This is a genomic window from Klebsiella sp. I138 (assembly GCF_051131765.1).
GTDB lineage: Bacteria > Pseudomonadota > Gammaproteobacteria > Enterobacterales > Enterobacteriaceae > Klebsiella.
Genome location: NZ_CP180447.1, coordinates 255304 through 278463 on the forward strand (window position 1 = coordinate 255304; position 23160 = coordinate 278463).

At 58.3% G+C, this 23160-nt stretch carries 22 protein-coding genes; 16 read left to right on the plus strand and 6 right to left on the minus strand.

Translation table 11 applies throughout. The annotated features are described in order from the left end of the window. Positions 1-3 precede the first annotated feature (3 nt). The 5 genes from nuoJ (at position 4) to nuoN (ending at position 5939) form a co-directional block, all read left to right on the plus strand. Positions 4-558 (plus strand): NADH-quinone oxidoreductase subunit J, encoded by a 555-nt coding sequence (nuoJ, locus tag ACMYSK_RS01200; RefSeq protein ID WP_434639567.1) that lies wholly within the window; start codon positions 4-6, stop codon positions 556-558. Beyond that, a complete protein-coding gene (gene nuoK / locus ACMYSK_RS01205; RefSeq protein ID WP_004865088.1) occupies positions 555-857 on the plus strand; it encodes an NADH-quinone oxidoreductase subunit NuoK in 303 nt (100 codons plus the stop codon). Before nuoJ ends, nuoK begins: the two co-directional genes overlap by 4 nt. Further along, the gene (gene nuoL, locus ACMYSK_RS01210) at positions 854-2695 is read left to right on the plus strand and encodes an NADH-quinone oxidoreductase subunit L (RefSeq protein WP_434639569.1); all 1842 of its coding nucleotides are present in this window, start codon (positions 854-856) and stop codon (positions 2693-2695) included. Before nuoK ends, nuoL begins: the two co-directional genes overlap by 4 nt. Positions 2696-2945: 250 nt before the next feature. Further along, positions 2946-4475: an NADH-quinone oxidoreductase subunit M gene (gene nuoM / locus ACMYSK_RS01215; RefSeq protein ID WP_434639571.1), complete on the plus strand. Its 1530-nt coding sequence runs from the start codon at positions 2946-2948 to the stop codon at positions 4473-4475. Between the two features lie 6 nt (positions 4476-4481). Further along, the gene (nuoN, locus tag ACMYSK_RS01220; protein WP_434639573.1) at positions 4482-5939 is read left to right on the plus strand and encodes an NADH-quinone oxidoreductase subunit NuoN; all 1458 of its coding nucleotides are present in this window, start codon (positions 4482-4484) and stop codon (positions 5937-5939) included. 110 nt (positions 5940-6049) lie between these two features. Here the strand turns inward: nuoN and rnz are convergent, their stop codons facing one another. Continuing rightward, complete coding sequence (gene rnz / locus ACMYSK_RS01225; protein WP_434639575.1) at positions 6050-6967, minus strand: ribonuclease Z; 918 nt, start codon at positions 6965-6967, stop codon at positions 6050-6052. 54 nt (positions 6968-7021) lie between these two features. On the opposite strand from rnz, the gene ACMYSK_RS01230 reads away from it, so the two are divergent. The 7 genes from ACMYSK_RS01230 to menE all read left to right on the plus strand — a co-directional run bounded on the left by ACMYSK_RS01230 (position 7022) and on the right by menE (position 14663). Then, positions 7022-7483, plus strand: a complete 462-nt coding sequence (locus ACMYSK_RS01230) for a GNAT family N-acetyltransferase (RefSeq protein WP_434639577.1) — start codon at positions 7022-7024, stop codon at positions 7481-7483. Between the two features lie 187 nt (positions 7484-7670). Continuing rightward, the gene (gene menF / locus ACMYSK_RS01235) at positions 7671-8966 is read left to right on the plus strand and encodes an isochorismate synthase MenF (RefSeq protein WP_434639579.1); all 1296 of its coding nucleotides are present in this window, start codon (positions 7671-7673) and stop codon (positions 8964-8966) included. Between the two features lie 76 nt (positions 8967-9042). Further along, positions 9043-10713, plus strand: a complete 1671-nt coding sequence (gene menD / locus ACMYSK_RS01240) for a 2-succinyl-5-enolpyruvyl-6-hydroxy-3-cyclohexene-1-carboxylic-acid synthase (protein ID WP_434639580.1) — start codon at positions 9043-9045, stop codon at positions 10711-10713. Beyond that, positions 10710-11471 (plus strand): 2-succinyl-6-hydroxy-2,4-cyclohexadiene-1-carboxylate synthase, encoded by a 762-nt coding sequence (gene menH / locus ACMYSK_RS01245; RefSeq protein WP_434639582.1) that lies wholly within the window; start codon positions 10710-10712, stop codon positions 11469-11471. Before menD ends, menH begins: the two co-directional genes overlap by 4 nt. A 14-nt stretch (positions 11472-11485) precedes the next feature. Continuing rightward, on the plus strand, positions 11486-12343 hold the full coding sequence (gene menB / locus ACMYSK_RS01250) for a 1,4-dihydroxy-2-naphthoyl-CoA synthase (RefSeq protein WP_032686654.1): 858 nt from the start codon (positions 11486-11488) through the stop codon (positions 12341-12343). Further along, on the plus strand, positions 12343-13308 hold the full coding sequence (menC, locus tag ACMYSK_RS01255; RefSeq protein ID WP_434639586.1) for an o-succinylbenzoate synthase: 966 nt from the start codon (positions 12343-12345) through the stop codon (positions 13306-13308). The genes menB and menC overlap by 1 nt, the downstream gene beginning before the upstream one ends. Beyond that, entirely contained in the window at positions 13305-14663 is a 1359-nt protein-coding gene (menE, locus tag ACMYSK_RS01260) for an o-succinylbenzoate--CoA ligase (protein ID WP_434639587.1), read from the plus strand. Before menC ends, menE begins: the two co-directional genes overlap by 4 nt. A 9-nt stretch (positions 14664-14672) precedes the next feature. On the opposite strand, the gene ACMYSK_RS01265 is transcribed toward menE, so the two are convergent. The 4 genes from ACMYSK_RS01265 to ACMYSK_RS01280 all read right to left on the minus strand — a co-directional run bounded on the left by ACMYSK_RS01265 (position 14673) and on the right by ACMYSK_RS01280 (position 18080). Further along, positions 14673-16190 (minus strand): tripartite tricarboxylate transporter permease, encoded by a 1518-nt coding sequence (locus ACMYSK_RS01265; RefSeq protein WP_434639589.1) that lies wholly within the window; start codon positions 16188-16190, stop codon positions 14673-14675. Positions 16191-16201: 11 nt separating this feature from the next. Next, entirely contained in the window at positions 16202-16633 is a 432-nt protein-coding gene (locus tag ACMYSK_RS01270; RefSeq protein ID WP_434639591.1) for a tripartite tricarboxylate transporter TctB family protein, read from the minus strand. Between the two features lie 15 nt (positions 16634-16648). Continuing rightward, positions 16649-17629: a Bug family tripartite tricarboxylate transporter substrate binding protein gene (locus ACMYSK_RS01275; protein WP_434639593.1), complete on the minus strand. Its 981-nt coding sequence runs from the start codon at positions 17627-17629 to the stop codon at positions 16649-16651. Positions 17630-17957: 328 nt separating this feature from the next. Then, complete coding sequence (locus ACMYSK_RS01280; RefSeq protein WP_434639594.1) at positions 17958-18080, minus strand: small membrane protein; 123 nt, start codon at positions 18078-18080, stop codon at positions 17958-17960. 504 nt (positions 18081-18584) lie between these two features. Here ACMYSK_RS01280 and tctD point away from each other — a divergent pair. Next, positions 18585-19259, plus strand: coding sequence for a transcriptional regulator TctD (gene tctD, locus ACMYSK_RS01285; protein ID WP_434639595.1), 675 nt, complete (start codon positions 18585-18587; stop codon positions 19257-19259). Continuing rightward, the gene (locus tag ACMYSK_RS01290; RefSeq protein WP_434639596.1) at positions 19246-20670 is read left to right on the plus strand and encodes a sensor histidine kinase; all 1425 of its coding nucleotides are present in this window, start codon (positions 19246-19248) and stop codon (positions 20668-20670) included. Before tctD ends, ACMYSK_RS01290 begins: the two co-directional genes overlap by 14 nt. Here ACMYSK_RS01290 and nudI read toward each other — a convergent pair. After that, on the minus strand, positions 20662-21087 hold the full coding sequence (gene nudI / locus ACMYSK_RS01295) for a nucleoside triphosphatase NudI (protein ID WP_434639597.1): 426 nt from the start codon (positions 21085-21087) through the stop codon (positions 20662-20664). The genes ACMYSK_RS01290 and nudI overlap by 9 nt on opposite strands. A 229-nt stretch (positions 21088-21316) precedes the next feature. Between nudI and ACMYSK_RS01300 the strand changes: the two genes are divergently transcribed. Next, entirely contained in the window at positions 21317-21859 is a 543-nt protein-coding gene (locus ACMYSK_RS01300; protein WP_434639599.1) for a YfaZ family outer membrane protein, read from the plus strand. Between the two features lie 100 nt (positions 21860-21959). Continuing rightward, entirely contained in the window at positions 21960-23159 is a 1200-nt protein-coding gene (locus ACMYSK_RS01305; RefSeq protein ID WP_434639601.1) for a nicotinamide mononucleotide deamidase-related protein YfaY, read from the plus strand. The last annotated feature ends 1 nt before the right edge of the window (position 23160 follow it).

Genomic DNA, 23160 nt, shown 5'->3' on the forward strand with positions numbered 1-23160 from the left:
GCAATGGAATTCGCTTTTTATATCTGTGGCCTAATCGCCATCCTCGCGACGCTGCGGGTGATCACCCATACCAATCCGGTGCATGCGCTGCTGTACCTGATTATTTCGCTGTTGGCGATTGCCGGGGTGTTCTTCTCGCTGGGCGCGTACTTCGCCGGTGCGCTGGAAATTATCGTCTACGCCGGGGCCATCATGGTGCTGTTCGTCTTCGTGGTGATGATGCTCAACCTGGGCGGCAGCGAAATCGAGCAGGAGCGTAAGTGGCTACAGCCGGGGATCTGGATTGGTCCGGCTATCCTTTCTGCGGTGCTGCTGGCGGTTATCGTGTATGCCATCCTCGGTCTTAACGATCAGGGAATTGAGGGTGCGGCGATAAGTGCGAAAGAAGTGGGTATTGCGCTGTTTGGGCCGTATGTACTGGCGGTGGAGCTGGCCTCCATGCTGCTGCTGGCCGGTCTGGTTGTTGCCTTCCACATTGGCCGCGAAGAGCGCATCGGTGAAGTGCTGAGCAACCGTCAGAACGATAGCGACAAAAGAAAAACGGAGGAACACGCATGATTCCCTTAACACATGGGCTGATCCTCGCCGCGATCCTGTTTGTTCTCGGCCTGACGGGTCTGGTTATCCGCCGTAATCTGCTGTTTATGCTGATTAGCCTGGAAATCATGATCAACGCCGCGGCGCTGGCTTTCGTGGTGGCAGGCAGTTACTGGGGCCAGACCGACGGTCAGATAATGTATATCCTCGCCATCAGCCTCGCGGCTGCGGAAGCGAGTATCGGCCTGGCGCTGTTGCTGCAGCTCCATCGTCGCCGCCAGAACCTGAACATCGATTCAGTAAGTGAGTTGCGTGGATGAACATGCTTGCCTTAACCATACTTCTGCCATTGATTGGCTTTGTTCTGCTCTCGTTTTCCCGCGGGCGCTGGTCGGAAAACCTCTCCGCCACCGTGGGGATGGGCTCAGTCGGCCTGGCGGCGCTGGTGACCGCATTTGTCGGCGTTGACTTCTTTGCCAACGGCAAACAGGCGGTCAGCGTTCCGCTGTGGACCTGGATGTCGGTGGGCGATTTCAACATCGGCTTCAACCTGGTACTGGATGGTCTCTCGCTGACCATGCTTTCCGTGGTGACCGGCGTGGGCTTCCTGATCCACATGTTTGCGTCCTGGTATATGCGTGGTGAAGAGGGATACTCTCGCTTCTTCGCCTACACCAACCTGTTTATCGCGAGCATGGTGGTGCTGGTACTGGCCGATAACCTGCTGCTGATGTATCTCGGCTGGGAAGGCGTGGGCCTGTGCTCCTATCTGCTGATCGGTTTCTACTACACCGATCCGAAGAACGGTGCCGCCGCGATGAAAGCCTTCGTGGTAACCCGCGTGGGCGACGTCTTCCTCGCCTTCGCGCTGTTCATTCTCTATAACGAACTGGGGACCCTGAACTTCCGCGAAATGGTCGAGCTGGCGCCACAGCACTTCGAAGCGGGCAACAATATGTTGACCTGGGCGACGCTGATGCTGCTGGGTGGTGCGGTCGGTAAATCGGCACAGCTGCCGTTGCAGACCTGGCTTGCGGATGCGATGGCCGGTCCGACGCCGGTTTCTGCGCTGATCCACGCCGCGACCATGGTGACCGCGGGCGTCTACCTGATTGCCCGTACCCATGGCCTGTTCCTGATGACTCCGGAAATTCTGCATCTGGTTGGCATCGTAGGGGCGGTGACGCTGGTGCTGGCAGGCTTTGCCGCGCTGGTACAGACCGATATCAAACGTGTACTCGCTTACTCCACCATGAGCCAGATTGGCTACATGTTCCTGGCGCTCGGCGTTCAGGCATGGGATGCGGCGATTTTCCACCTGATGACCCACGCGTTCTTTAAAGCGCTGCTGTTCCTCTCGTCCGGTTCGGTCATTCTGGCCTGCCACCACGAGCAGAACATCTTCAAAATGGGCGGCCTGCGTAAGTCGATTCCGCTGGTGTATGTCTGCTTCCTGGTGGGGGGCGCGGCGCTGTCCGCACTGCCGCTCATCACCGCAGGCTTCTTCAGTAAGGATGAGATCCTCGCCGGCGCGATGGCAAATGGTCATCTTAATCTGATGGTTGCGGGCCTGGTCGGCGCATTTATGACCTCGCTGTACACCTTCCGTATGATTTTCATCGTGTTCCACGGCAAAGAGCAAATCCACGCGCACGCAGGGAAGGGGATTACCCACCATCTGCCGCTGATTGTGCTGCTGATTCTGTCTACCTTTGTTGGCGCGCTGATTGTGCCGCCGCTGCAGGGTGTACTGCCGCAGACAACCGAACTTGAGCACGGCCGCGTGATGACGCTGGAGATTGCCTCCGGGATTATTGCGATTGCCGGTATTCTGATTGCCGCCTGGCTGTGGCTGGGTAAACGCACGCTGGTGACCGCTATCGCCAACAGCGCGCCGGGCCGCCTGCTGGGTACCTGGTGGTACAACGCATGGGGCTTCGACTGGTTGTACGACAAAGTGTTCGTGAAACCATTCCTCGGCATCGCGTGGCTGCTGAAGAGCGATCCGCTGAACTCAATGATGAACATTCCGGCTATTCTCTCCCGCTTTGCAGGTAAAGGTCTGCTGCTCAGCGAGAACGGGTATTTACGCTGGTATGTGGCATCAATGAGTGTCGGTGCGGTTGTCGTGCTGGCGCTGCTGATGGTACTGCGCTGAGTTTGGGGATTGTGGTTGTTCTGTCGGGTAAGCGTCTCGCCATCCGACAGAACAAACCCAAAGGTAATTTTAGAATTCGTTGAAAATCTGTTCCTGAAGTACAGGCGTCATCGGCGAAGCCGGACCGAATACCGCCAGCGCAGAGCAACCGGAGCGTACTGAGGTACGTGACGGTAGCGAGCACTGCCGGGATTTGGGCTGACGAGTGAGACAGCCTGAGCAGGAGTAAATATAAGGGACATACTTAGCTATGTTATTACCCTGGTTAATACTAATCCCCTTTATCGGTGGGTTTCTGTGCTGGCAGACTGAACGCTTTGGCGTGAAGATGCCACGCTGGATCGCGCTGATCACCATGGGATTGACGTTCGTACTTGGCCTGCAGCTGTGGATGCAGGGCGGCTATTCTCTGACGCAATCCGCGGGTATTCCGCAGTGGCAGTCCGAATTCGTGATGCCGTGGATCCCACGCTTCGGTATTAGCATTCACCTTGCAATCGACGGCCTGTCGCTGCTGATGGTGGTGCTGACCGGTCTGCTCGGCGTGCTGGCAGTACTGTGTTCGTGGCGCGAAATCGAGAAATACCAGGGTTTCTTCCACCTCAACCTGATGTGGATCCTGGGCGGCGTTATCGGCGTGTTCCTTGCCATCGACATGTTCCTGTTCTTCTTCTTCTGGGAAATGATGCTGGTGCCGATGTACTTCCTGATCGCGCTGTGGGGCCACAAGGCTTCCGACGGTAAAACGCGTATCACGGCGGCAACCAAGTTCTTCATCTATACCCAGGCAAGCGGCCTGGTGATGCTGATCGCCATCCTGGCACTGGCATTTGTCCACTTCAATGCGACCGGCGTCTGGACCTTCAACTACGAAGATCTGCTGAAAACGCCGATGTCCCACGGCGTGGAATACATGCTGATGCTGGGCTTCTTCATCGCCTTTGCGGTGAAAATGCCGGTGGTTCCGCTGCACGGCTGGCTGCCGGACGCCCACTCCCAGGCGCCGACCGCGGGTTCCGTTGACCTCGCCGGTATCTTGCTGAAAACGGCGGCCTACGGTCTGCTGCGTTTTGCCTTACCGCTGTTCCCGAATGCCTCTGCCGAGTTCGCTCCCATCGCGATGTGGCTGGGCGTTATCGGTATCTTCTACGGCGCGTGGATGGCGTTCTGCCAGTACGATATCAAACGTCTGATCGCTTATACCTCCGTTTCCCATATGGGCTTCGTGCTGATTGCTATCTATACCGGCAGCCAGCTGGCGTATCAGGGGGCGGTGATTCAGATGATTGCGCACGGTCTGTCCGCTGCGGGTCTGTTCATTCTGTGCGGCCAGCTGTATGAGCGTCTGCACACCCGCGATATGCGCCAGATGGGCGGCCTGTGGAGCAAAATTAAATGGCTGCCAGCGCTGTCGATGTTCTTTGCCGTCGCCACCCTGGGGATGCCGGGTACCGGTAACTTCGTCGGCGAATTTATGATTCTGTTCGGCAGCTATAAAGTGGTGCCGGTGATTACCGTGATCTCCACCTTTGGGCTGGTATTCGCTTCCGTCTACTCGCTCTCGATGCTGCATCGCGCGTACTTCGGTAAAGCGAAGAGTGACATCGCGGCGCAGGAGCTGCGGGGAATGTCTCTGCGCGAACTGTCGATTGTTCTGCTGTTGGTGGTTCTGCTGGTGCTGCTGGGCTTCTTCCCGCAGCCGATTCTGGACACCTCACATGCTGCGATGAGCAACATTCAGCAGTGGTTTGTTAATTCCGTTTCTACTACAAGGCCGTAATTCGCCATGACAATAACTCCACAACAACTGATCGCACTGCTACCGCTGCTGATCGTCGGCTTGACGGTGGTGGTTGTGATGCTCTCCATTGCGTGGCGACGCAATCATTTCCTTAATGCCACGCTGTCGGTTCTCGGACTTAACGCCGCGCTGATCTCGCTCTGGTTCGTGGGTCAAAACGGTGCGATGGACGTCACGCCGCTGATTCGCGTTGACGGCTACGCCATGCTCTATACCGGGCTGGTGCTGCTGGCAAGCCTGGCCACCTGTACCTTTGCGTACCCGTGGCTTGAGGGATACAAGGACAATAAAGAAGAGTTCTACCTGCTGGTGTTAATCGCCGCGCTGGGTGGCATTCTTCTGGCGGGAGCGAACCATCTGGCGGCGCTGTTCCTCGGTATCGAATTAATTTCGCTGCCGCTGTTCGGCCTCGTCGGTTATGCCTTCCGGCAGAAGCGTTCGCTGGAAGCGAGTATCAAATACACCATTCTGTCTGCCGCAGCGTCTTCATTCCTGCTGTTCGGTATGGCGCTGGTCTATGCGAACTCGGGCAACCTGTCCTTCCTGGCGCTGGGTAAAAGCCTGGCAGACAACACCCTGCACGAACCGCTACTGCTGGCGGGTCTGGGTCTGATGATTGTGGGCCTGGGCTTTAAGCTGTCTCTGGTTCCGTTCCACCTGTGGACGCCGGACGTTTATCAGGGGGCGCCTGCGCCGGTATCAACCTTCCTGGCAACCGCCAGCAAGATTGCTATTTTCGGCGTGGTCATGCGTCTGTTCCTGTATATGCCGGTGGGCAACAGCGAAGCGGTACGCGTGGTGCTGGGCCTGATTGCCTTTGCCTCTATCATCTTCGGCAACCTGATGGCGCTGAGCCAGACCAATATCAAACGTCTGCTTGGCTACTCCTCCATCTCGCATCTTGGCTATCTGCTGGTGGCGCTTATCGCCCTGCAAAGCGGTGACATGTCAATGGAAGCCGTCGGTGTCTATCTGGCCGGTTACCTGTTCAGCAGCCTCGGCGCGTTCGGCGTAGTCAGCCTGATGTCCAGCCCATACCGTGGTCCGGATGCCGACTCGCTGTACTCCTATCGTGGCCTGTTCTGGCACCGTCCGATTCTGTCGGCGGTGATGACGGTTATGATGCTGTCGCTGGCGGGTATTCCGATGACGCTGGGCTTTATCGGCAAATTCTACGTTCTGGCCGTCGGTGTGCATGCGCACCTGTGGTGGCTGGTGGCCGCAGTGGTGGTTGGTTCGGCAATTGGTCTGTACTACTACCTGCGTGTCGCGGTGAGTCTGTATCTGAGTGCGCCGGATAAACTGAACCGCGATGCACCGTCGAACTGGCAGTACAGCGCTGGCGGTATCGTGGTGCTGATCTCTGCGCTGCTGGTTCTGGTGCTCGGCGTTTGGCCGCAGCCGCTGATTAGCATTGTGCAGCTGGCTACGCCGCTGATGTAATCGCCGGGGCCGGGGTTCACGCCGCCGCTCCCGAAACAATGCCTGCCAGTCGCGATACTGGCAGGCATTTTTTTGCCTCATCCTTTCTGTTCCAGCTCCTGACCGACTCGTTACAGGCTGTAGACCATAAAGTCCTCGGCCAGCAGGGTCCGGGGAAAGACCTCCCGGCACTCCGCCAGCAGACGCAGACAGCCTTCATCGTCATAGCGCGAACTAAAGTGGGTGGCGATAAACATCCGTACGCCGGCATCGCGTGCCAGCGCCGCTGCCTGCTGGCTTGACGAATGACCACGGCTATTGGCCTTTTCCGCCATTGCCTGCTCCAGCGTCGTTTCATGAACCATCAGGTCAACGCCGCGCGCCAGCTCCAGCGCAGCTTCGCAAGGAGCGGTATCGCCAAAAATCGCCAGCTTTTTACCGGGCGTCGCCGGGCCGAGATACTCCGTACCGTCGATTGTCCTTCCGTCCTCCAGCACAACCGTCTCTCCCTGCTTCAGACGCTGGAATAACGGCCCCGGCTGGACGCCATCGGCAATCAGGCGGGCGGCATCCAGGGTGCCGGGTCTGGCGTGCTCCTCGATGCGATAGCCGTAGCATTCCACCGGGTGATTCAGCGGATAAGCGGTGACCCGATAGCCCTCCTCATCAAATACGAGGCCCGGGCCCACTTCGACAATCGTCAGTGGGTAATCGGTCCATGAGCCGCTCAGGCGCAGGGCGGTCTCGACAAACTCCTTCAGCCCCGTCGGGCCATACAGCGTCAGCGGCAGCGAATTACCCTGCATTGAGCGACTGCACAGCAGGCCGGGGAGGCCGAACAGATGATCGCCGTGTAAGTGGGTGATAAAAATTTTATTCAGTTTTCCGGGGTGGTAGGGGGTATGCAAAAACTGATGCTGGGTACCTTCTCCGCAGTCGAACAACCACATCTCCGCTGCCGTCGGCTGTTGCAAATTCAGCACGATAGACGTCATATTACGTGTACGGGTCGGCACGCCTGCGGATGTCCCCAAAAATGTTAATTCCATCGTCCAGTGTCCTCAGGGCGCGGGTGAAAAAACTAAAGTATACAGGAGCAGTTAATGATTACATGGCAGGATCTTCACCACGCAGAGCTGACCGTCCCGCAGCTGTACGCTTTGCTGAAGCTGCGTTGCGCCGTATTTGTCGTTGAACAAACCTGCCCTTATCAGGACGTTGACGGTGATGATCTGATTGGTGAAAACCGCCATCTGCTTGGCTGGCGCGGGGATGAGCTGGTGGCCTACGCGCGCATTCTAAAAAGCGACGCTGATTTTGAACCGGTGGTGATTGGTCGGGTCATTGTCAGTCCGGCGGTACGCGGTGAGAAGCTGGGCTATCAGCTGATGGAGCATGCGCTGGCCAGCTGCCGTCATCATTGGCCGCAAAAGGCTATCTACCTCGGTGCCCAGGCACACCTGCAGCGTTTTTATGCCAGCTTTGGTTTTCAACCGGTGACCGAGGTGTACGATGAGGACGGTATCCCCCATATTGGTATGGCCCGTGAAGCCACCGTCGACTGAGAGCCTGGCGTATCAGCCTCTAAGCGATATTCGCGTAACCGCGTAAAGAATCTATACTTTTTATCCTTCAACCCGCCTCCTGGTGGGCGGTTGCCGTTTGCGGTAAAGTCCGCTCCCTCATCATGGGTACTGCAATTTTATGCGGGTACCCCGTATAATCTGTGGTTTTTATTCTGTGGAGGTTTGCGTGCTGTCTGTTTCCACTGCGCTGGAACGCTTACGTGGCTGTCTAACCGACGATTTTCCGACGTCGCCCGGTACGCGAATTTTCGATATTCCTTTTCCTCTCCATGATGCTTTTGACCCGCTGCTGTGGTGCGGTCATCAAGCTCAGTGGCCGCAGTTTTACTGGCAACAGCGCAATGGTGATGAAGAGCTTGCCATGCTCGGCACGGTGAAAACTTTCCCGTCCCTGGCTGAGGCGCACCGCTTTTTGCAGCGCCAGGGGCAGGCGGATTTGCGGATTTGCGGCCTGAATGCGTTTAATCCACAGGAAGGCACGCTGTTCCTGCCGAGGCTGGAGTGGCGTCGGGTAGGGGGGAAAGCCACCCTGCGCCTGGTGCTGTGTAGCGAGACTTCCTTGCAGCAAGATGCAAATGCGGCCCGTGAGTTTCTCCTGGCGTTAACGCCTGACCAGGCTCAGCCTGCCGCGCTGCCGTCGGTGCTCTGTGAACAGCATTTCCCGGACTATCCGCAATGGCACGAGCTGATTGTGCAGGCAACCCAGGCGATTGCCGCAGGGGAAATGGATAAAGTGGTGCTGGCGCGGGCGACGGATATCCAGTTTGCGGCCCCGCCGGATCCGCTCGCGATAGTCGCCGCCAGTCGGCGGAGTAATCATCGCTGTTTTCATTTTATGCTGGCCTTTAACGCGCAGCAGGCATTTTTTGGCTCAACCCCGGAGCGGCTTTGGCGTCGGCGCGGGACGCAGCTGCGAACCGAAGCACTGGCCGGAACCGTTGCCAGTCATCCTGACGATCGCCAGGCGCAATTGTTGGCCGACTGGCTGATGAAAGATGATAAAAACCAGCGCGAGAATATGCTGGTGGTAGAGGATATCTGCCAGCGTATGCAGGATGATGTCCGTTCGCTGGACGTACTGCCCCCGCAGGTGGTACGCCTGCGTAAAGTGCAGCATCTGCGGCGCTGCATCTGGGCTGAGCTCTGGCACCCTGACGATGCCCGCTGTCTGCACCAGCTGCAGCCGACAGCCGCGGTCGCCGGGTTACCGCGCCAGGCGGCGCTGGCCTTTATTACCCGCCATGAACCCTTCTCCCGGGAATGGTACGCGGGCTCCGCAGGCTATCTGTCGCTGGCGCAAAGCGAATTCTGCGTGGCCCTGCGTTCGGCGAAAGTCGAGAACGCCACGCTCAGACTGTATGCCGGCGCCGGGATTGTCAGTGGTTCCGATCCCGAGCAGGAGTGGCAGGAAATAGAAAATAAGGCGGCGGGGCTGCGTTCGTTGTTAGTGACAAAAACGTAGATAAACGACGCATATCAATACTCCATTGCTTTGTATTACCTATACTTAGCCTCAATATTTGATATCGGACAAATTCATGTCAGTAAGCGCATTTAACCGACGCTGGGCGGCGGTGATCCTGGAAGCATTAACTCGCCACGGCGTGCAGCATATCTGCATTGCGCCGGGCTCGCGCTCGACACCTCTTACGCTGGCAGCGGCGGAAAACCGCGCATTTATTCCCCATACCCATTTTGATGAGCGCGGTCTTGGCCACCTGGCGCTGGGGCTGGCAAAAGCCAGCCGGCAGCCGGTGGCGGTGATTGTCACCTCCGGAACGGCGACCGCCAACCTCTACCCGGCCTTGATTGAGGCGGGACTGACCGGTGAAAAGCTGATACTTCTCACCGCCGATCGTCCCCCTGAGCTGATTGACTGCGGTGCGAACCAGGCAATCCGCCAGCCGGGCATGTTTGCCTCTCATCCCTCGCAGACGCTGTCGTTGCCGCGTCCGTCACAGGATGTGCCCGCGCGCTGGCTGGTGTCGACGATCGACCAGGCGCTGGGCTCCCTGCATTCCGGTGGGATCCATATCAACTGCCCGTTTGCCGAACCGCTGTACGGTGAGATGGATGACACCGGCGTGGAGTGGCAGCAGCAGCTCGGCGCATGGTGGCAAAGCGACAAACCCTGGCTGCGGCAGTCCCTGCATCTGGAAAGCGAAAAGCAGCGCGACTGGTTTTTCTGGCGGCAAAAGCGTGGCGTTGTCGTCGCGGGTCGCATGAGCGCCGCAGAGGGTAAAAAAGTCGCGGAGTGGGCAAAAACCCTTGGCTGGCCGCTGATTGGCGATGTTCTGTCCCAGACCGGGCAGCCGCTGCCGTGCGCCGACCTGTGGCTGGCGAACGGTAAAGCGGTGAGCGAGTTGCAACAGGCGCAAATCGTAGTGCAGCTGGGCAGCAGCCTTACCGGCAAACGCGTGTTGCAGTGGCAGGCTACCTGCGAACCGGATGAATACTGGGTGGTCGATAATCTCCCCGGACGCCTGGATCCGGCTCATCATCGTGGCCGTCGGCTGGTCTGCCCGGTGGAACAGTGGCTGGATCTGCACCCGGCGGAGAGTCGCCAGCCGTGGGCAACAACCATCCCTGCGCTGTCGCGGCAGGCCTGGCAGGCAGTAGCTGACCGCAGCGACGTCTTTGGTGAAGCCCAGTTGGCTCACCGGATCCGCCGCTATCTTCCTGACCAGGGGCAGCTGTTTGTCGGCAACAGTCTGGTGGTCCGGCTTATTGATGCGCTGTCGCAGCTTCCGGCTGGATACCCGGTTTACAGCAACCGTGGCGCCAGCGGCATTGATGGCCTGCTGGCCACGGCGGCTGGTGTCCAGCGGGCCAGTGCCCGCCCGACGCTTGCGATCGTTGGCGATCTTTCCGCACTCTACGATCTGAACTCCCTGGCGTTGCTGCGTCAGGCTTCTGCGCCGCTGGTGCTGATCGTGGTGAACAACAACGGTGGGCAGATCTTCTCTTTGCTCCCGACGCCGCAGGATGAACGACGCCAGTTTTATCTGATGCCGCAGGATGTCAATTTCGGCCATGCGGCAGCCATGTTTGGCCTTCATTACCACCGCCCGGCAAGCTGGGATGCGCTGGAAGCGGCGCTGGCCGGTGCCTGGCGCCTTCCCGGCGCTACGCTGATTGAGCTGGTAGTGAATGAAACAGAAGGGACGCACACGCTGCAACAGCTGCTGGCACAGGTCAGCCGGCTATGAGTCTTCACGCCCTGTGTGAAAAGGGGCTGTCAGCAGGCTCTCCCTGGCTGGTCTTTCTGCACGGCTTCTCCGGCGATAACCGGGAGTGGCAAACGACAGGCGCTGAGTTCAGCGCTTGTCCGCGGCTGTATATTGATCTGCCGGGCCACGGCGGCTCGCGCGATATCAATGTCAGCAGTTTTACAGAGGTCAGCCTACAGCTGGAACAGACGCTGGCGCACTATCATGTTCAGGATTACTGGCTGATTGGTTACTCGCTGGGCGGGCGCATTGCGATGTTTTTTGCCAGCCAACCGCGGCGCGGTCTGCGTGGGCTGGTCGTGGAGGGGAGCCATCCTGGACTCCAGGATGAGCAGGAGCGTCGGCAACGCTACTGTGCTGATGCCGCCTGGGCAGAGCGCTTTCGCCGTGAGCCGCTGGCGCAGGTTTTTACCGACTGGTATCAACAGCCGGTCTTCGCTTCCTTGAGCGCGGAGCAGCGGGATGCGCTTGTTGCGTTACGCAGCCACAACAGCGGTGCCCGTCTTGCCGCGATGCTGGAGGCGACGTCCCTCGCCGTCCAGCCTGACCTGCGTGCGCAACTGCGCGCGCGGCACTACCCTTTTCATTATCTTTGCGGCGAGTACGACGCCAGGTTTCGCGCCATTGCGAGCGACCTCGACGCAACGACACATATTATTCAACATGCCGGACATAATGCGCATCGGGAGAATCCCGCGGCGGTGGTGTCATGCCTGGCACAGTTTTTAGCGAGTTAACTAAAGGACATCCTATGATCTCTCTTGATGAAGCAATGCTCTACGCCCCCGTGGAATGGCACGATTGCTCCGAAGGCTATACCGACATTCGTTACCAAAAATCGACGGACGGGATTGCTAAAATCACCATTAACCGCCCGCAGGTACGCAACGCGTTTCGCCCGCTGACCGTGAAAGAGATGATTCAGGCGCTGTCCGATGCCCGTTATGACGACAATATTGGCGTCATTATCCTTACCGGCGAAGGCGATAAAGCCTTCTGCGCCGGCGGTGACCAGAAAGTGCGCGGCGATTACGGCGGCTATCAGGACGATTCAGGCGTGCATCACCTGAACGTGCTCGACTTCCAGCGCCAGATCCGCACCTGTCCGAAACCGATCGTAGCGATGGTGGCGGGTTATTCCATCGGCGGCGGTCACGTCCTGCATATGATGTGCGATCTGACGATTGCTGCCGAAAATGCCATCTTCGGTCAGACCGGCCCGAAAGTCGGCTCGTTTGACGGCGGCTGGGGCGCATCCTATATGGCGCGGATCGTCGGGCAGAAAAAAGCGCGCGAAATCTGGTTCCTGTGTCGTCAGTACGATGCGCAGCAGGCGCTGGATATGGGGCTGGTTAACACCGTGGTTCCGCTGGCGGATCTGGAAAAAGAGACCGTACGCTGGTGTCGTGAAATGCTGCAAAACAGCCCAATGGCGCTGCGGTGCCTGAAGGCGGCGTTGAATGCCGACTGCGATGGCCAGGCGGGGTTGCAGGAGCTGGCGGGGAACGCGACCATGCTGTTCTACATGACCGAAGAAGGACAGGAAGGGCGCAACGCTTTTAACCAGAAGCGTCAGCCGGACTTCAGTAAATTTAAACGGAATCCATAATGCGTCAGGCCCAGGTTTACCGCTGGCAGGTACCGATGGACGCGGGCGTGGTACTGCGCGAGCGCCGGTTAAAAACTCGCGATGGGCTGTTCATCTCTCTACAGGACGGTGAACGTCAGGGCTGGGGGGAGATTGCACCGCTGCCGGGCTTTAGCGTGGAAACGCTGGAGGAGGCGCAGTCTGCGTTGCTGGCATGGGCGAGAGCCTGGCGTCAGGGCGAGAGCTTACCCGAGCCGTCTCAACCTTCTGTAGCCTTCGGCGTCAGCTGTGCGCTGGCGGAGCTGAACGATGAACTGCCCCAGGAGGCGGAGTATCGCGCGGTACCGCTCTGCACCGGCGACCCCGACGAACTGTTTGCCAGGCTTGCCGCACTCCCCGGTGAAAAGGTGGCGAAGGTCAAGGTCGGGCTATACGAGGCGGTACGCGACGGCATGGTCGTTAACCTGCTGCTGGAAGCCATTCCCGAGCTGACGCTCCGTCTGGACGCCAACCGTGCCTGGACGCCGCTGAAAGCGCAGCAGTTTGCGAAGTATGTTAATCCGCAGTACCGCGACCGCATCGCCTTCCTTGAAGAACCGTGTAAAACCCGCGATGACTCACGGGCTTTTTCCCAGGAAACCGGCATCGCAATTGCCTGGGATGAAAGTCTGCGTGAGGCGGATTTTCGTTTTCAGGCGGAGCCGGGCTTACGTGCGCTGGTGATCAAGCCGATGCTCACCGGCAGTCTGCGCAAAGTGCAGGAACAGGTCGCCGCGGCCCACGCGCTGGGGCTGACGGCGGTGATCAGCTCATCGATTGAATCGAGCCTCGGGTTGACGCAGCTGGCGCGCATTGCTGCCTGGCTGACGCCGCAGACCCTGCCCGGACTGGATACGCTGGCATTAATGCGCGCGCAGCTGGTTCGCTCCTGGCCCGGCAGCCCGCTGCCCTGCATCAATAGCGCTGAGCTGGAGCCGCTGCTGTGATGTTTAGCGACTGGCCATGGCGCCACTGGCGCCGGCTGCGTGGCGATGCACCCGCGGTGCGCCTCAACGATACTCCTCTGAGCTGGCGCCAGCTGTGCGCTGAGGTCGACGTCCTGGCAGCAGGGTTCAGCGTTCAAGGGGTCAACGAAGGCGATGGGGTGCTGCTGCGGGCTTATAACCAGCCGGCAACGTTGCTGGCGTGGCTGGCCCTGCTTCAGTGCGGCGCCCGGGTGCTTCCTCTCAATCCACAGCTTCCGACTTCGCTGCTGACGGCGTTATTACCTTCTCTTGATCTCCGCTATGCGCTGGTGCTGAACGGTGAACCTGCTGCCATCGACTTTTCGCCGCTGGAGCTGCAACGCGCGGGGGGCGACTCTGCGCTGCCCTGGTGTGAAGAACGTCTGGCATCGATGACGCTGACTTCCGGCTCCACCGGGCTGCCAAAGGCCGCCGTGCACACCTGCCGGGCGCATCTTGCCAGTGCGGAAGGCGTGCTGGCAATGATCCCTCTGGCAGCGGAGGATGACTGGCTGCTGTCGCTGCCCTTGTTCCATGTCTCCGGGCAGGGCATTCTCTGGCGCTGGCTGCTGGCGGGCGCGCGTCTGACGGTAAGAGAAAAACAACCGCTGGAACAGGCGCTACGAGGCTGTACTCATGCCTCGCTGGTGCCAACCCAGCTGTGGCGGCTGCTCAATAGCGAGGCCGACGTGTCGTTGCAGGCGGTGTTGCTGGGCGGGGCGGCGATTCCTGTGGCGTTGACCGAACAGGCCCGCGCCCGGGGGATTCGCTGCTGGTGCGGCTATGGTCTGACGGAATTTGCCTCGACGGTATGCGGCAAAGAGGCCGATGGTGCGCCGGATGTCGGTCAACCGCTACCGGGGCGCACGCTGAAAATTGTTGAGGGTGAAGTCTGGCTGCGCGCCGACAGTATGGCCGCAGGCTACTGGCGCGATGGCGGAGTCCAGCCGCTGGTCAATGAGCAGGGCTGGTTTGCCACCCGTGACCGGGGTGAAGTTCGCGATGGCAAGCTGACTTTGCTTGGGCGGATGGATAATCTCTTTTTCAGCGCAGGGGAGGGGATTCAGCCTGAAGAAGTTGAGCGGGTGCTGCTGGCCCATCCCCAGATTCAACAGGCGTTTATCGTCCCACTGGATGATGTTGAGTTTGGTCAGCGTCCGGTGGCGGTCGTGGAGTGTGATGCGCAGTGCGATGTCGCCACGCTGGCGGCCTGGGCGCAGGATAAGCTGGCTCGTTTTCAGCAGCCTGTGCGCTGGCTGAGGTTACCGGATTCGTTGAAAACCGGCGGGATTAAAATCTCCCGCCGGGCGTTACGTGACTGGGTTAATACTGCGTAGTCAAGCGTGTTAACCGGGGTTGGCTTCGGCCCGACGCTGGCGTTGCTTGCGCAGGTAGCGCAGCAGCGGGGGAACAACGATGACGGCGATGGCGAGGAACAGCAATGTTTTGGTCACGCCGCTTCCCCACAGAATCGACAGGTTGCCGTTGCTGATAGACAGCGCCCGGCGCAGGTTCTGCTCCAGCATTTCCCCGAGTACGAAACCTAAGATCAGCGGCGACATCGGGAAGTGCATTTTACGCAAAATGTAGCCGAGCACGCCGAGTCCCACCATCAGCAGTAAATCAAAGGTGGTGCTGTGAACCGCGTAGACGCCGACGGCGGAAACGGCGGCAATAGCCGGAACCAGGAACCACAGTGGGATTGTCAGCATCCGGGTGAACAAGCCGATAAGCGGGATGTTCATAATCAGCAGCATCACGTTGGCGATCAGCAGCGCGGCGATTAATCCCCAGACGATATCCGGTTGCTCGGTAAACATTGCCGGACCCGGCGTGATGTTATACAGCGTCAGCGCGCCCATCATCACCGCCGTGGTGCCGGAGCCGGGTACGCCGAGAGTCAGCATCGGAATAAACGAGCCGCAGGCGGAGGCATTATTGGCAGCTTCAGGGGCGGCAACGCCGCGGATATCCCCTTTGCCGAAGCTGTCGCTGCTGCCGCTGAGCTTTTTCTCCGTCATATAGGTGATGGCGCTGGCAATCGTGGCGCCGGCACCGGGCAGAATGCCGACGAAGAAACCCACCACCGATGAGCGCAGGGTCGCGCCCACGCACTGGCCGGCCTCTTTGGCATTAAACAGCATGCGCCCGGTTTTGCGGACCAGCGTTTGCCCGCTGCTGGTGCTTTCCAGCATCAACAGAATTTCAGAGACGGAAAATAGCCCAATCACCACCACGATAAACTGCACGCCATCCGAGAGATGGATACTGTCAAAGGTAAAGCGGTAGACCCCGGTATTGGCATCTACGCCCACCGTTGCCAGACCTAAACCAATCAAGGCGGCAAGAAACGATTTCAGCGGGTTCTGCGCCATCATGCTACCCAGGCAGGCAATGGCGAATACCATCAGGGCGAAATACTCTGCGGGACCAAATGCCAGCGACCACTGTGCCAGCACCGGTGCGAACAGAATAATGCCGCCAATGGCGATGAGCGATCCCACAAAAGAGCTGACCGCCGAAATCGACAAGGCCACCCCGCCGCGCCCCTGTTGGGCCATCGGGTAACCGTCCAGGGCGGTCATAATGGCGGCCGCATCGCCGGGCACATTGAGTAAAATTGACGAGATGCGCCCGCCGTACTCGCAGCCGATATAGACCGTTGCCAGCAGAATCAAGGCCGATTCAGCGGGCAGGTGCAGAGCAAATGCCAGCGGCAGCAGGATCGCCACGCCGTTAATAGGCCCGAGCCCCGGCAGTAGGCCAACGATGGTCCCGACAAAACAGCCAATCAGCGCAATCATCAGGTTCGTTGGCGTCATCGCCACGGCGAAGCCCTGCGAAAGATAAATCCAGGTATCCATAGACTTCTCCGTTAACTTAACCAGACGCCGAGCGGCAGGGTGACATCGAGCAGGGTATCAAAGGCGTACCACAGGGCCGCGCCCATCACGACCCCGGCAATGGCGGTAGCGGGCAGCGTAGCGCCAAACAGCAGGCCAATAACGGCGGTCAGCAACGCGGTGGCAAGCGGGAAACCCAGCCATTCAAATCCCCACGCGTAAACCACCAGAACCACCACCATGGTTAACAAGCGTTGTAAGACCCTGTTTCCTGGCCACGTCACCGTATCGGGGCGGCGTAACAACAGCAGGACCGAGCAGAGCAGCATCAGGCCGATAATCCCCAAAGGAAACGGGCGGGGACCGACGGGTTCATAGGCGTACTCGCTGTGAATCTGCCAGGCAACGAATATCCCGCCTACGCAGAGCAGCAGCCAGATGCCAGCAAAAATACGATCGCTCATGGCAACCTCCGCAGATTATTTCGCCAGACCAAAGGCTTTGGCCTGTTCGCGATAGTCGTTGACCTGTTTCTTCACGTAGGCATCAAGTGCTTCGCCGCTCAGGTTGAACTCAAACAGACCGCGCAGTTCGCGCTGCTTTTTAAATTCCTCGGTCTGCTGGAGCTTGTTGAACTCCTCAACCCACCACTGGTAGTCGGCATCGCTGACTTTCGGGCCGACATAAAAACCGCGAATAATCGGCCAGACTAAATCGTAACCCTGCTCTTTGGCAGTCGGGACATTGGCCAGTGCGCCGGGCAGTCGTTCGCTGGAGAAGACCGCCAGCACGCGGATTTTGTTGCCCTGCAAATAAGGCACCATTTCGCTCAGATCGCCAGAAACTGCCTGGACATGGTTCCCCAGCAGCGCCGTCACCGGCTCACCACCGCCTTCGAAAGCGACGTAGCGCATTTTATGTGGGTCGACATTGGCCTTCTGCGCCATCAGGGCCGCTTTCATCCAGTCCTGACTGCCGATGGAGGCGCCGGCGCCGATGACAATATTGGCGGGGTCTTTTTCCATTGCTGCCATAAACGAGGGTAAATCTTTCCACGGAGAGTCGGCGCGCACGGCGATCATCCCATAGTCGGTGCCAACGCTGGCAAGCCAGCGGACATCATCGACACCGTAACGGCCAAACTTACCTTGCGATAAATTGAGCAGCGAGCCGCCGGAGAAAGCGACAACGGTACCCGGTTCACCGGGACGTTGCGCGACGATGGCATTGTAGGCGACCGCTCCGACGCCGCCGGGCATGTAGGTAACCCGCATTGGCTTAGCGATAGCGCCTGTTTCCATCAGGCTGACCTGAATGAGTTTACAGGTCAGATCGAAGCCGCCGCCGGGCTTGGCCGGAGCAATACATTCGGTACGGGAGGGGGCTTCAGCGGCATACGCCGAGGCGCTACACAGACATAAAGCGAGTGCGCTAAGATGGCGAAGGAATGGTGTGTTCATAGGCTTCCTCAATCGGGTACAGGACAGGTTTATTCTGATTATGTGAAACAATATCGAACCATTTGGTTGCGCAATTGTTAAATCAACAACCTTTCATTTCCCTTTCAGTGCCGGGATAACTTTGCAAGATGTGATAGATATCTCTTATTTTCCTCTGAGAAAGGTCCTCCTCAGCGCCGAGGCTATTCCCGGTGATGCGCAGGCGTACAACCACAAAAGGGCCAGCTATTGGCCCGGGGATTTAGCAGGGAGAGTGAGGAGGATATAAGGCGAGCATACGAAGGAATGGCGCAGATTAATCTGCAATCTCATGAATAGCGATGAGCCTTCATCGGCGCTTTTTTATAAAAGCGAGTTTTGTCTTTCTGATATCTCTTATATATGAACATAGTGAAAATACGGATATAGCCAGCAGTACGACGGCGATGATTAAGAATAAAAGATTACCCATGCTATTAGTCCCTTGATAGTCTGGTGTTTTTTCGTATTTAGTATGGGAATGTTATTGGGTGAAAAGTGTGATCTTCATCAAACCTTGTACCCGGTCATGCATTACAGAGCGGAATTAATACATTTTAATGATGCGTATAATATGCCGAATTTCGGCGATATTATTTCGCCGTGGCGGAGTAAAAACGGCACGTCATTAAAGGCAGAATAACGTTATTACTCACCCAATATGCGCGATACAAAATCCATTTCGTATTGGGAGTACCCGCAGAATTCCTGCTGATTTCAGGGGCCGGAATACACTGTATTACCGGTGAACATCCCGTCTCTTCCCGGAGAGTGTTAAACCGCTAACAAATAAACCGCACCGATGTTGCATATTTGTTTCGATTTGTCATTCTCATCCTTTTTCTGCTCGTCGCGCTGTGATGGATGCTTGTCCCCATGGGTTGACCATGGAACAACGGGCACGTGTTGTGCAGATAAACATGGAGATATCACCGCAATGCGCCTCTTATTAGCCGAAGATAACCGTGAGCTGGCCCACTGGCTGGAAAAAGCGCTGGTGCAGGGTGGGTTTGCCGTCGACTGTGTCTTTGATGGTCGGGCGGCTGACCACCTGCTGCAAAGTGAAAAGTACGCGCTGGCGGTGCTGGATATCGGTATGCCAGGGCTCGACGGTCTGGAAGTCGTACAGCGGCTGCGCAAACGAGGGCAGACGCTACCGGTGCTGCTGTTGACGGCGCGCAGTGCGGTGGCGGACCGGGTTAAAGGGCTGAACGTCGGGGCGGATGATTATCTGCCGAAACCGTTTGAGCTGGAGGAACTGGATGCGCGGCTACGGGCCCTGCTGCGGCGCAGCGAAGGGCAGGTGCATGAAGTACAACAGCTGGGTGAGCTGGAGTACCGTGATGAGGGGTATTTTTTGCTGCGGGGGCAAATGCTGTCGCTGACCCCGCGCGAACAGGCGCTATTAACGGTGCTGATGTTTCGCCGTTCCCGCCCCGTCTCGCGTCAACAGCTGTTTGAGCAGGTCTTCAGCCTGAATGATGAAGTCAGCCCGGAGAGCATCGAACTCTATATCCACCGGCTGCGTAAAAAGCTACAGGACAGCAACGTGCGGATTACGACGCTGCGCGGACTCGGCTATGTGCTGGAGAGTGGCTATGAAGCTGGTTAAACCGCAGTCGCTGTTTGCCCAGCTGCTGTTGTTTCTCGGGCTACCGCTGGTGCTGCTGTGGGGGCTTTCGGCGTTTAATAGCTATGTGAGCGCGCTACAGGCGGCGACGCAGGCCTATGATCGGACGCTACTCTCCTCCGCTCGCACCGTGGCGGAACGGCTGGTAGTCCGTGAGGGCAGGCTGGAGGTCAACGTTCCCTGGGTGGTGCTGGACAGCTTTGAGCTCAATATGAACGACCGCCTGTACTACAAGGTGGTGGACCCGGACGGGAAGGTCATTTCGGGTTTTGACGATTTGCCCGCCATGCCGCCTTCCACTTCACGTACTGCGCTCTATCCGGCGCTGGCGTGGTTTTACCACACCGAATATCGTGGCCAGGCTATCCGTGTGGCGCGCCTGCTCCAGCCGATCAACGAAGGCGGTATTCTTGGGATGGCGGAAATTTATATTGCGGAGACGCTGCAATCGCGGCGCTGGCTTGCGGGACAGCTGCTGTTTTCTTCGTGGGTATCGCAGGGGTTACTGGTGCTGCTGACGCTGGTGCTGACCGGTTGGCTCCTGCGGCGTGTGCTGCGCCCGATGCGCCAGCTCTCGGCGCTGATGGTGCGGCGCGAACCCGGCCTGCTGACGCCGCTGCCGGAGCTGCTGCCGTGGTCAGAAACCCGGCTGCTGATAGTGGCATTTAACCGCTATATCGACCGGCTCAGGGTAATGATTTCGCGACAGGAACGTTTTAGCGCGGATGCTTCCCATCAGCTAAAGACGCCGCTGGCGGTCTTAAAAACTCAGGCCTCCGTGGCGCTGGCCAGCGATGATCCGCAGCTGTGGCGCGAGAGCCTGCAGGCCATGCGCACCACGCTCGACGGGACGATCCTGCTGACCGAACGCCTGCTGCAGCTGGCGAGCGTGAAGCGCAAAGAGCAGGGGGAGCGGGCTTTCTCGGCGGTCGATCTCCAGGATATTGTGCAAAACAGCTGCTTTTCCCGGATTGTGCAGGCACGCAGTAAAAATATCGATCTCGGCTATGAGGGTGAACAGTCAGCGGTCATGATTGCCGGCGATCCGGTTCTGCTAGGCGAGCTGTGCGCTAATCTGCTGGATAACGCGATTCGCTACACGCCGGTAAACGGAACGGTCACGCTGAGCCTGCGCCGTGAAGGCGAAGGCATCGTTATGGACGTTGACGATAGCGGCCCGGGTATTGAGGATGACCTGATTCAGCAGGCGCTGCTGCCGTTTCAGCGCCTGGAAAACGTCGGGGATAACCCCGGCGCGGGCCTTGGACTGGCGCTGGTAAGCGATATTGCCCGTCTGCACCGTTGCTACCCGCAGCTGCTACGCAGCGAAACGCTGGGCGGTCTGAAAGTCAGACTGCGATTTCTGGCTGCGGCGTCGGGTCGCTCAGAGTAAGCCTTTTAGGGTTAATGTTTTGCGGGTCGCGACATTCAGATCGTAGCGCTGCAAATCTTCTGCCTTAACCCAGGCATACTCCTGAAACTCGTCGTTAAGAGTGACTTCGCGGTTGGCGCTGCGGCAATCGAAAATCAGGTAAATCATATAAATCTCTTCTTGAGTGCCGTCGGCATAGGTTTTAACCCGGATATCGTCGCTGAAGGTCCACGGCGTAATCTGCGTCAGCTGCAACGCCTCGCCCAGCTCTTCGCGAACTTCCCGGCGTAGCGCCTCTTCAATGCGCTCGCCCGGTTCCACGCCGCCACCGGAAAGTGCCCACTGCCCGGGGAAAACGCCGCGATCGTCGGCCATTTTGCAAAGCAGATAGAGCCCTTCATTTTGAATCAACGGGCAGACAATGGTCCTTTGGCGCATGGTGAACTCCCTGGCTAAACGGTAGGAAAAAGGTGTTGGAGGACCAGTTTGCGAGCCGTCTCGCTAAACCGCAAGCCGCATTGTCTGGATTTTCACGACATTATCCGTAGCAACTGGTTACAATCACGAAGGTAAAGGTCGTTTTAGTGCATTGATTCCTCAGCATTCGGCAGTACAATTCTGCGGTTTTTGGGACTTTTTTGATTATTGTTTTCTGGATAGAGTAAAAATGAAAAAGAGCATTTTATTAGGTCTTGCTGGCGTGATGTTCGTTTCAACTGCGGCACATGCGATCAGCGTGACCGGAGAAGCCGGTGAGCATTACACCAACCTTGGCGTCGGCTTCGGTACCGAGTCTGCAGGTCTGGCAGTCACCGGCAACTGGATGCATAGCGATAACGATGGCGATGCGGCCGGTCTGGGCCTCGGCCTGAATATTCCGCTGGGGCCTTTCCTGGCAACGGTTGGCGGTAAAGGGGTTTATACCAATCCGAAGAGCGGCGATGAAGGTTATGCCGCGGCGGTTGGCGGCGGCCTGCAGTGGAAAATTGGCGACAGCTTCCGTCTGTTCGGCGATTACTACTACTCCCCGGATTCACTCTCCAGCGGCATTCAGAGCTATCAGGAAGCGAATGTTGGCGGGAGCTGGACGGTAATGCGTCCGCTGAGCATCACGGCCGGTTATCGCTACCTGACCCTCGAAGGCAAAGACGGCAACAAAGACAATACGATTGCAGACGGCCCGTACGTCGGCGTCAGCGCCAGCTTCTGATCCCTCAACGGCGCGGACTTCCCGCGCCGTATTCCTGTCTACTCCGCCTGCGCCTTGCGCTATAGTATTCCCACCTGGCAGGCAAGGAGTGAAGTGAATAATGATAAATGTGGAAATGCTGTCCACCGGCGATGAAGTGTTGCACGGGCAAATCATCGATACCAACGCCGCATGGCTGGCCGATTTCTTTTTTAATCAGGGATTACCGTTAACGCGTCGCAATACCGTAGGCGATGATCTTGAATCCCTGGTGGCGGTGCTACGCGAACGCAGTGAGCAGGCTGATGTACTGATTGTGAACGGTGGCCTTGGGCCAACCAGCGACGATCTGAGTGCGCTGGCCGCAGCGACCGCCAAGGGTGAAGGGCTGATTCTGCACGAAGAGTGGCTGGAAACCATGACCCGCTTCTTTGCCGAACGCGGACGTCCGATGGCCGCAAGCAACCGCAAGCAGGCGGAGATCCCCGCCAGCGCAGAGATGATCAACAATCCGGTAGGGACGGCCTGCGGTTTTGCCGTTCAGCTCAATCGCTGTCTGATGTTTTTCACCCCCGGCGTCCCGTCGGAATTCAAAGTGATGGTCGAACAGGAAATCTTACCTCGCCTCCGCGAGCGTTTCCCGCTGGCTGCGCCACCGCTGTGTCTGCGTCTGACGACCTTCGGTCGTTCGGAAAGCGAGCTTGCACAAAGCCTCGATCCGCTGGTGCTGCCGTCGGGCGTCGTTATGGGCTACCGCTCTTCGATGCCGATCATTGAACTCAAGCTCACCGGACCGGCGTCGCAGCGTGAAGCGATGCTGGCGATATGGCCGGAAGTGAAAAAAGTGGCGGGGGAAAGCATGATTTTCGAGGGCACCGAAGGGTTGCCCGCGCAGATCGCGCGCCATTTGCAGGAGCGTCAACTGAGTCTGACGCTGAGCGAACAGTTTACCGGCGGTTTACTGGCGCTTCAGCTATCGCGAGCTAACGCGCCGCTGCTGGCAAGCGAAGTGGTCCCGTCCCAGGAAGAGTCGCTGGCGCAGTCTGCCCGCTGGGCCGCAGAGCGGCGGGTGAATCATTTCGCCGGTCTGGCGCTGGCGGTCAGCGGCCAGGAAGCCGAACACCTGAATTTTGTCCTCTCGACGCCGGAAGGCACCCATGCGCTGCGGGTCAAATTCAGCGTCACCCGCTACAGCCTGTCAGTCCGTCAGGAAGTCTGTGCGATGATGGCTCTGAACATCCTGCGTCGCTGGCTGAACGGTCAGCCGGTCGCCGGTGAACATGGCTGGATTAACGTCGTGGACACCTTGTTCATTGACTGAA

Coding starts and splice junctions, on each gene's coding strand:
- nuoJ (WP_434639567.1), top strand. CDS start 4: ATGGAATTCGCTTTTTATATCTGTGGCCTAATCGCCATCCTCGCGACG.
- nuoK (WP_004865088.1), top strand. CDS start 555: ATGATTCCCTTAACACATGGGCTGATCCTCGCCGCGATCCTGTTTGTT.
- nuoL (WP_434639569.1), top strand. CDS start 854: ATGAACATGCTTGCCTTAACCATACTTCTGCCATTGATTGGCTTTGTT.
- nuoM (WP_434639571.1), top strand. CDS start 2,946: ATGTTATTACCCTGGTTAATACTAATCCCCTTTATCGGTGGGTTTCTG.
- nuoN (WP_434639573.1), top strand. CDS start 4,482: ATGACAATAACTCCACAACAACTGATCGCACTGCTACCGCTGCTGATC.
- rnz (WP_434639575.1), bottom strand. CDS start 6,967: ATGGAATTAACATTTTTGGGGACATCCGCAGGCGTGCCGACCCGTACA.
- ACMYSK_RS01230 (WP_434639577.1), top strand. CDS start 7,022: ATGATTACATGGCAGGATCTTCACCACGCAGAGCTGACCGTCCCGCAG.
- menD (WP_434639580.1), top strand. CDS start 9,043: ATGTCAGTAAGCGCATTTAACCGACGCTGGGCGGCGGTGATCCTGGAA.
- menH (WP_434639582.1), top strand. CDS start 10,710: ATGAGTCTTCACGCCCTGTGTGAAAAGGGGCTGTCAGCAGGCTCTCCC.
- menB (WP_032686654.1), top strand. CDS start 11,486: ATGATCTCTCTTGATGAAGCAATGCTCTACGCCCCCGTGGAATGGCAC.
- menC (WP_434639586.1), top strand. CDS start 12,343: ATGCGTCAGGCCCAGGTTTACCGCTGGCAGGTACCGATGGACGCGGGC.
- ACMYSK_RS01265 (WP_434639589.1), bottom strand. CDS start 16,190: ATGGATACCTGGATTTATCTTTCGCAGGGCTTCGCCGTGGCGATGACG.
- ACMYSK_RS01270 (WP_434639591.1), bottom strand. CDS start 16,633: ATGAGCGATCGTATTTTTGCTGGCATCTGGCTGCTGCTCTGCGTAGGC.
- ACMYSK_RS01275 (WP_434639593.1), bottom strand. CDS start 17,629: ATGAACACACCATTCCTTCGCCATCTTAGCGCACTCGCTTTATGTCTG.
- ACMYSK_RS01280 (WP_434639594.1), bottom strand. CDS start 18,080: ATGGGTAATCTTTTATTCTTAATCATCGCCGTCGTACTGCTGGCTATA.
- tctD (WP_434639595.1), top strand. CDS start 18,585: ATGCGCCTCTTATTAGCCGAAGATAACCGTGAGCTGGCCCACTGGCTG.
- ACMYSK_RS01290 (WP_434639596.1), top strand. CDS start 19,246: ATGAAGCTGGTTAAACCGCAGTCGCTGTTTGCCCAGCTGCTGTTGTTT.
- nudI (WP_434639597.1), bottom strand. CDS start 21,087: ATGCGCCAAAGGACCATTGTCTGCCCGTTGATTCAAAATGAAGGGCTC.
- ACMYSK_RS01300 (WP_434639599.1), top strand. CDS start 21,317: ATGAAAAAGAGCATTTTATTAGGTCTTGCTGGCGTGATGTTCGTTTCA.
- ACMYSK_RS01305 (WP_434639601.1), top strand. CDS start 21,960: ATGATAAATGTGGAAATGCTGTCCACCGGCGATGAAGTGTTGCACGGG.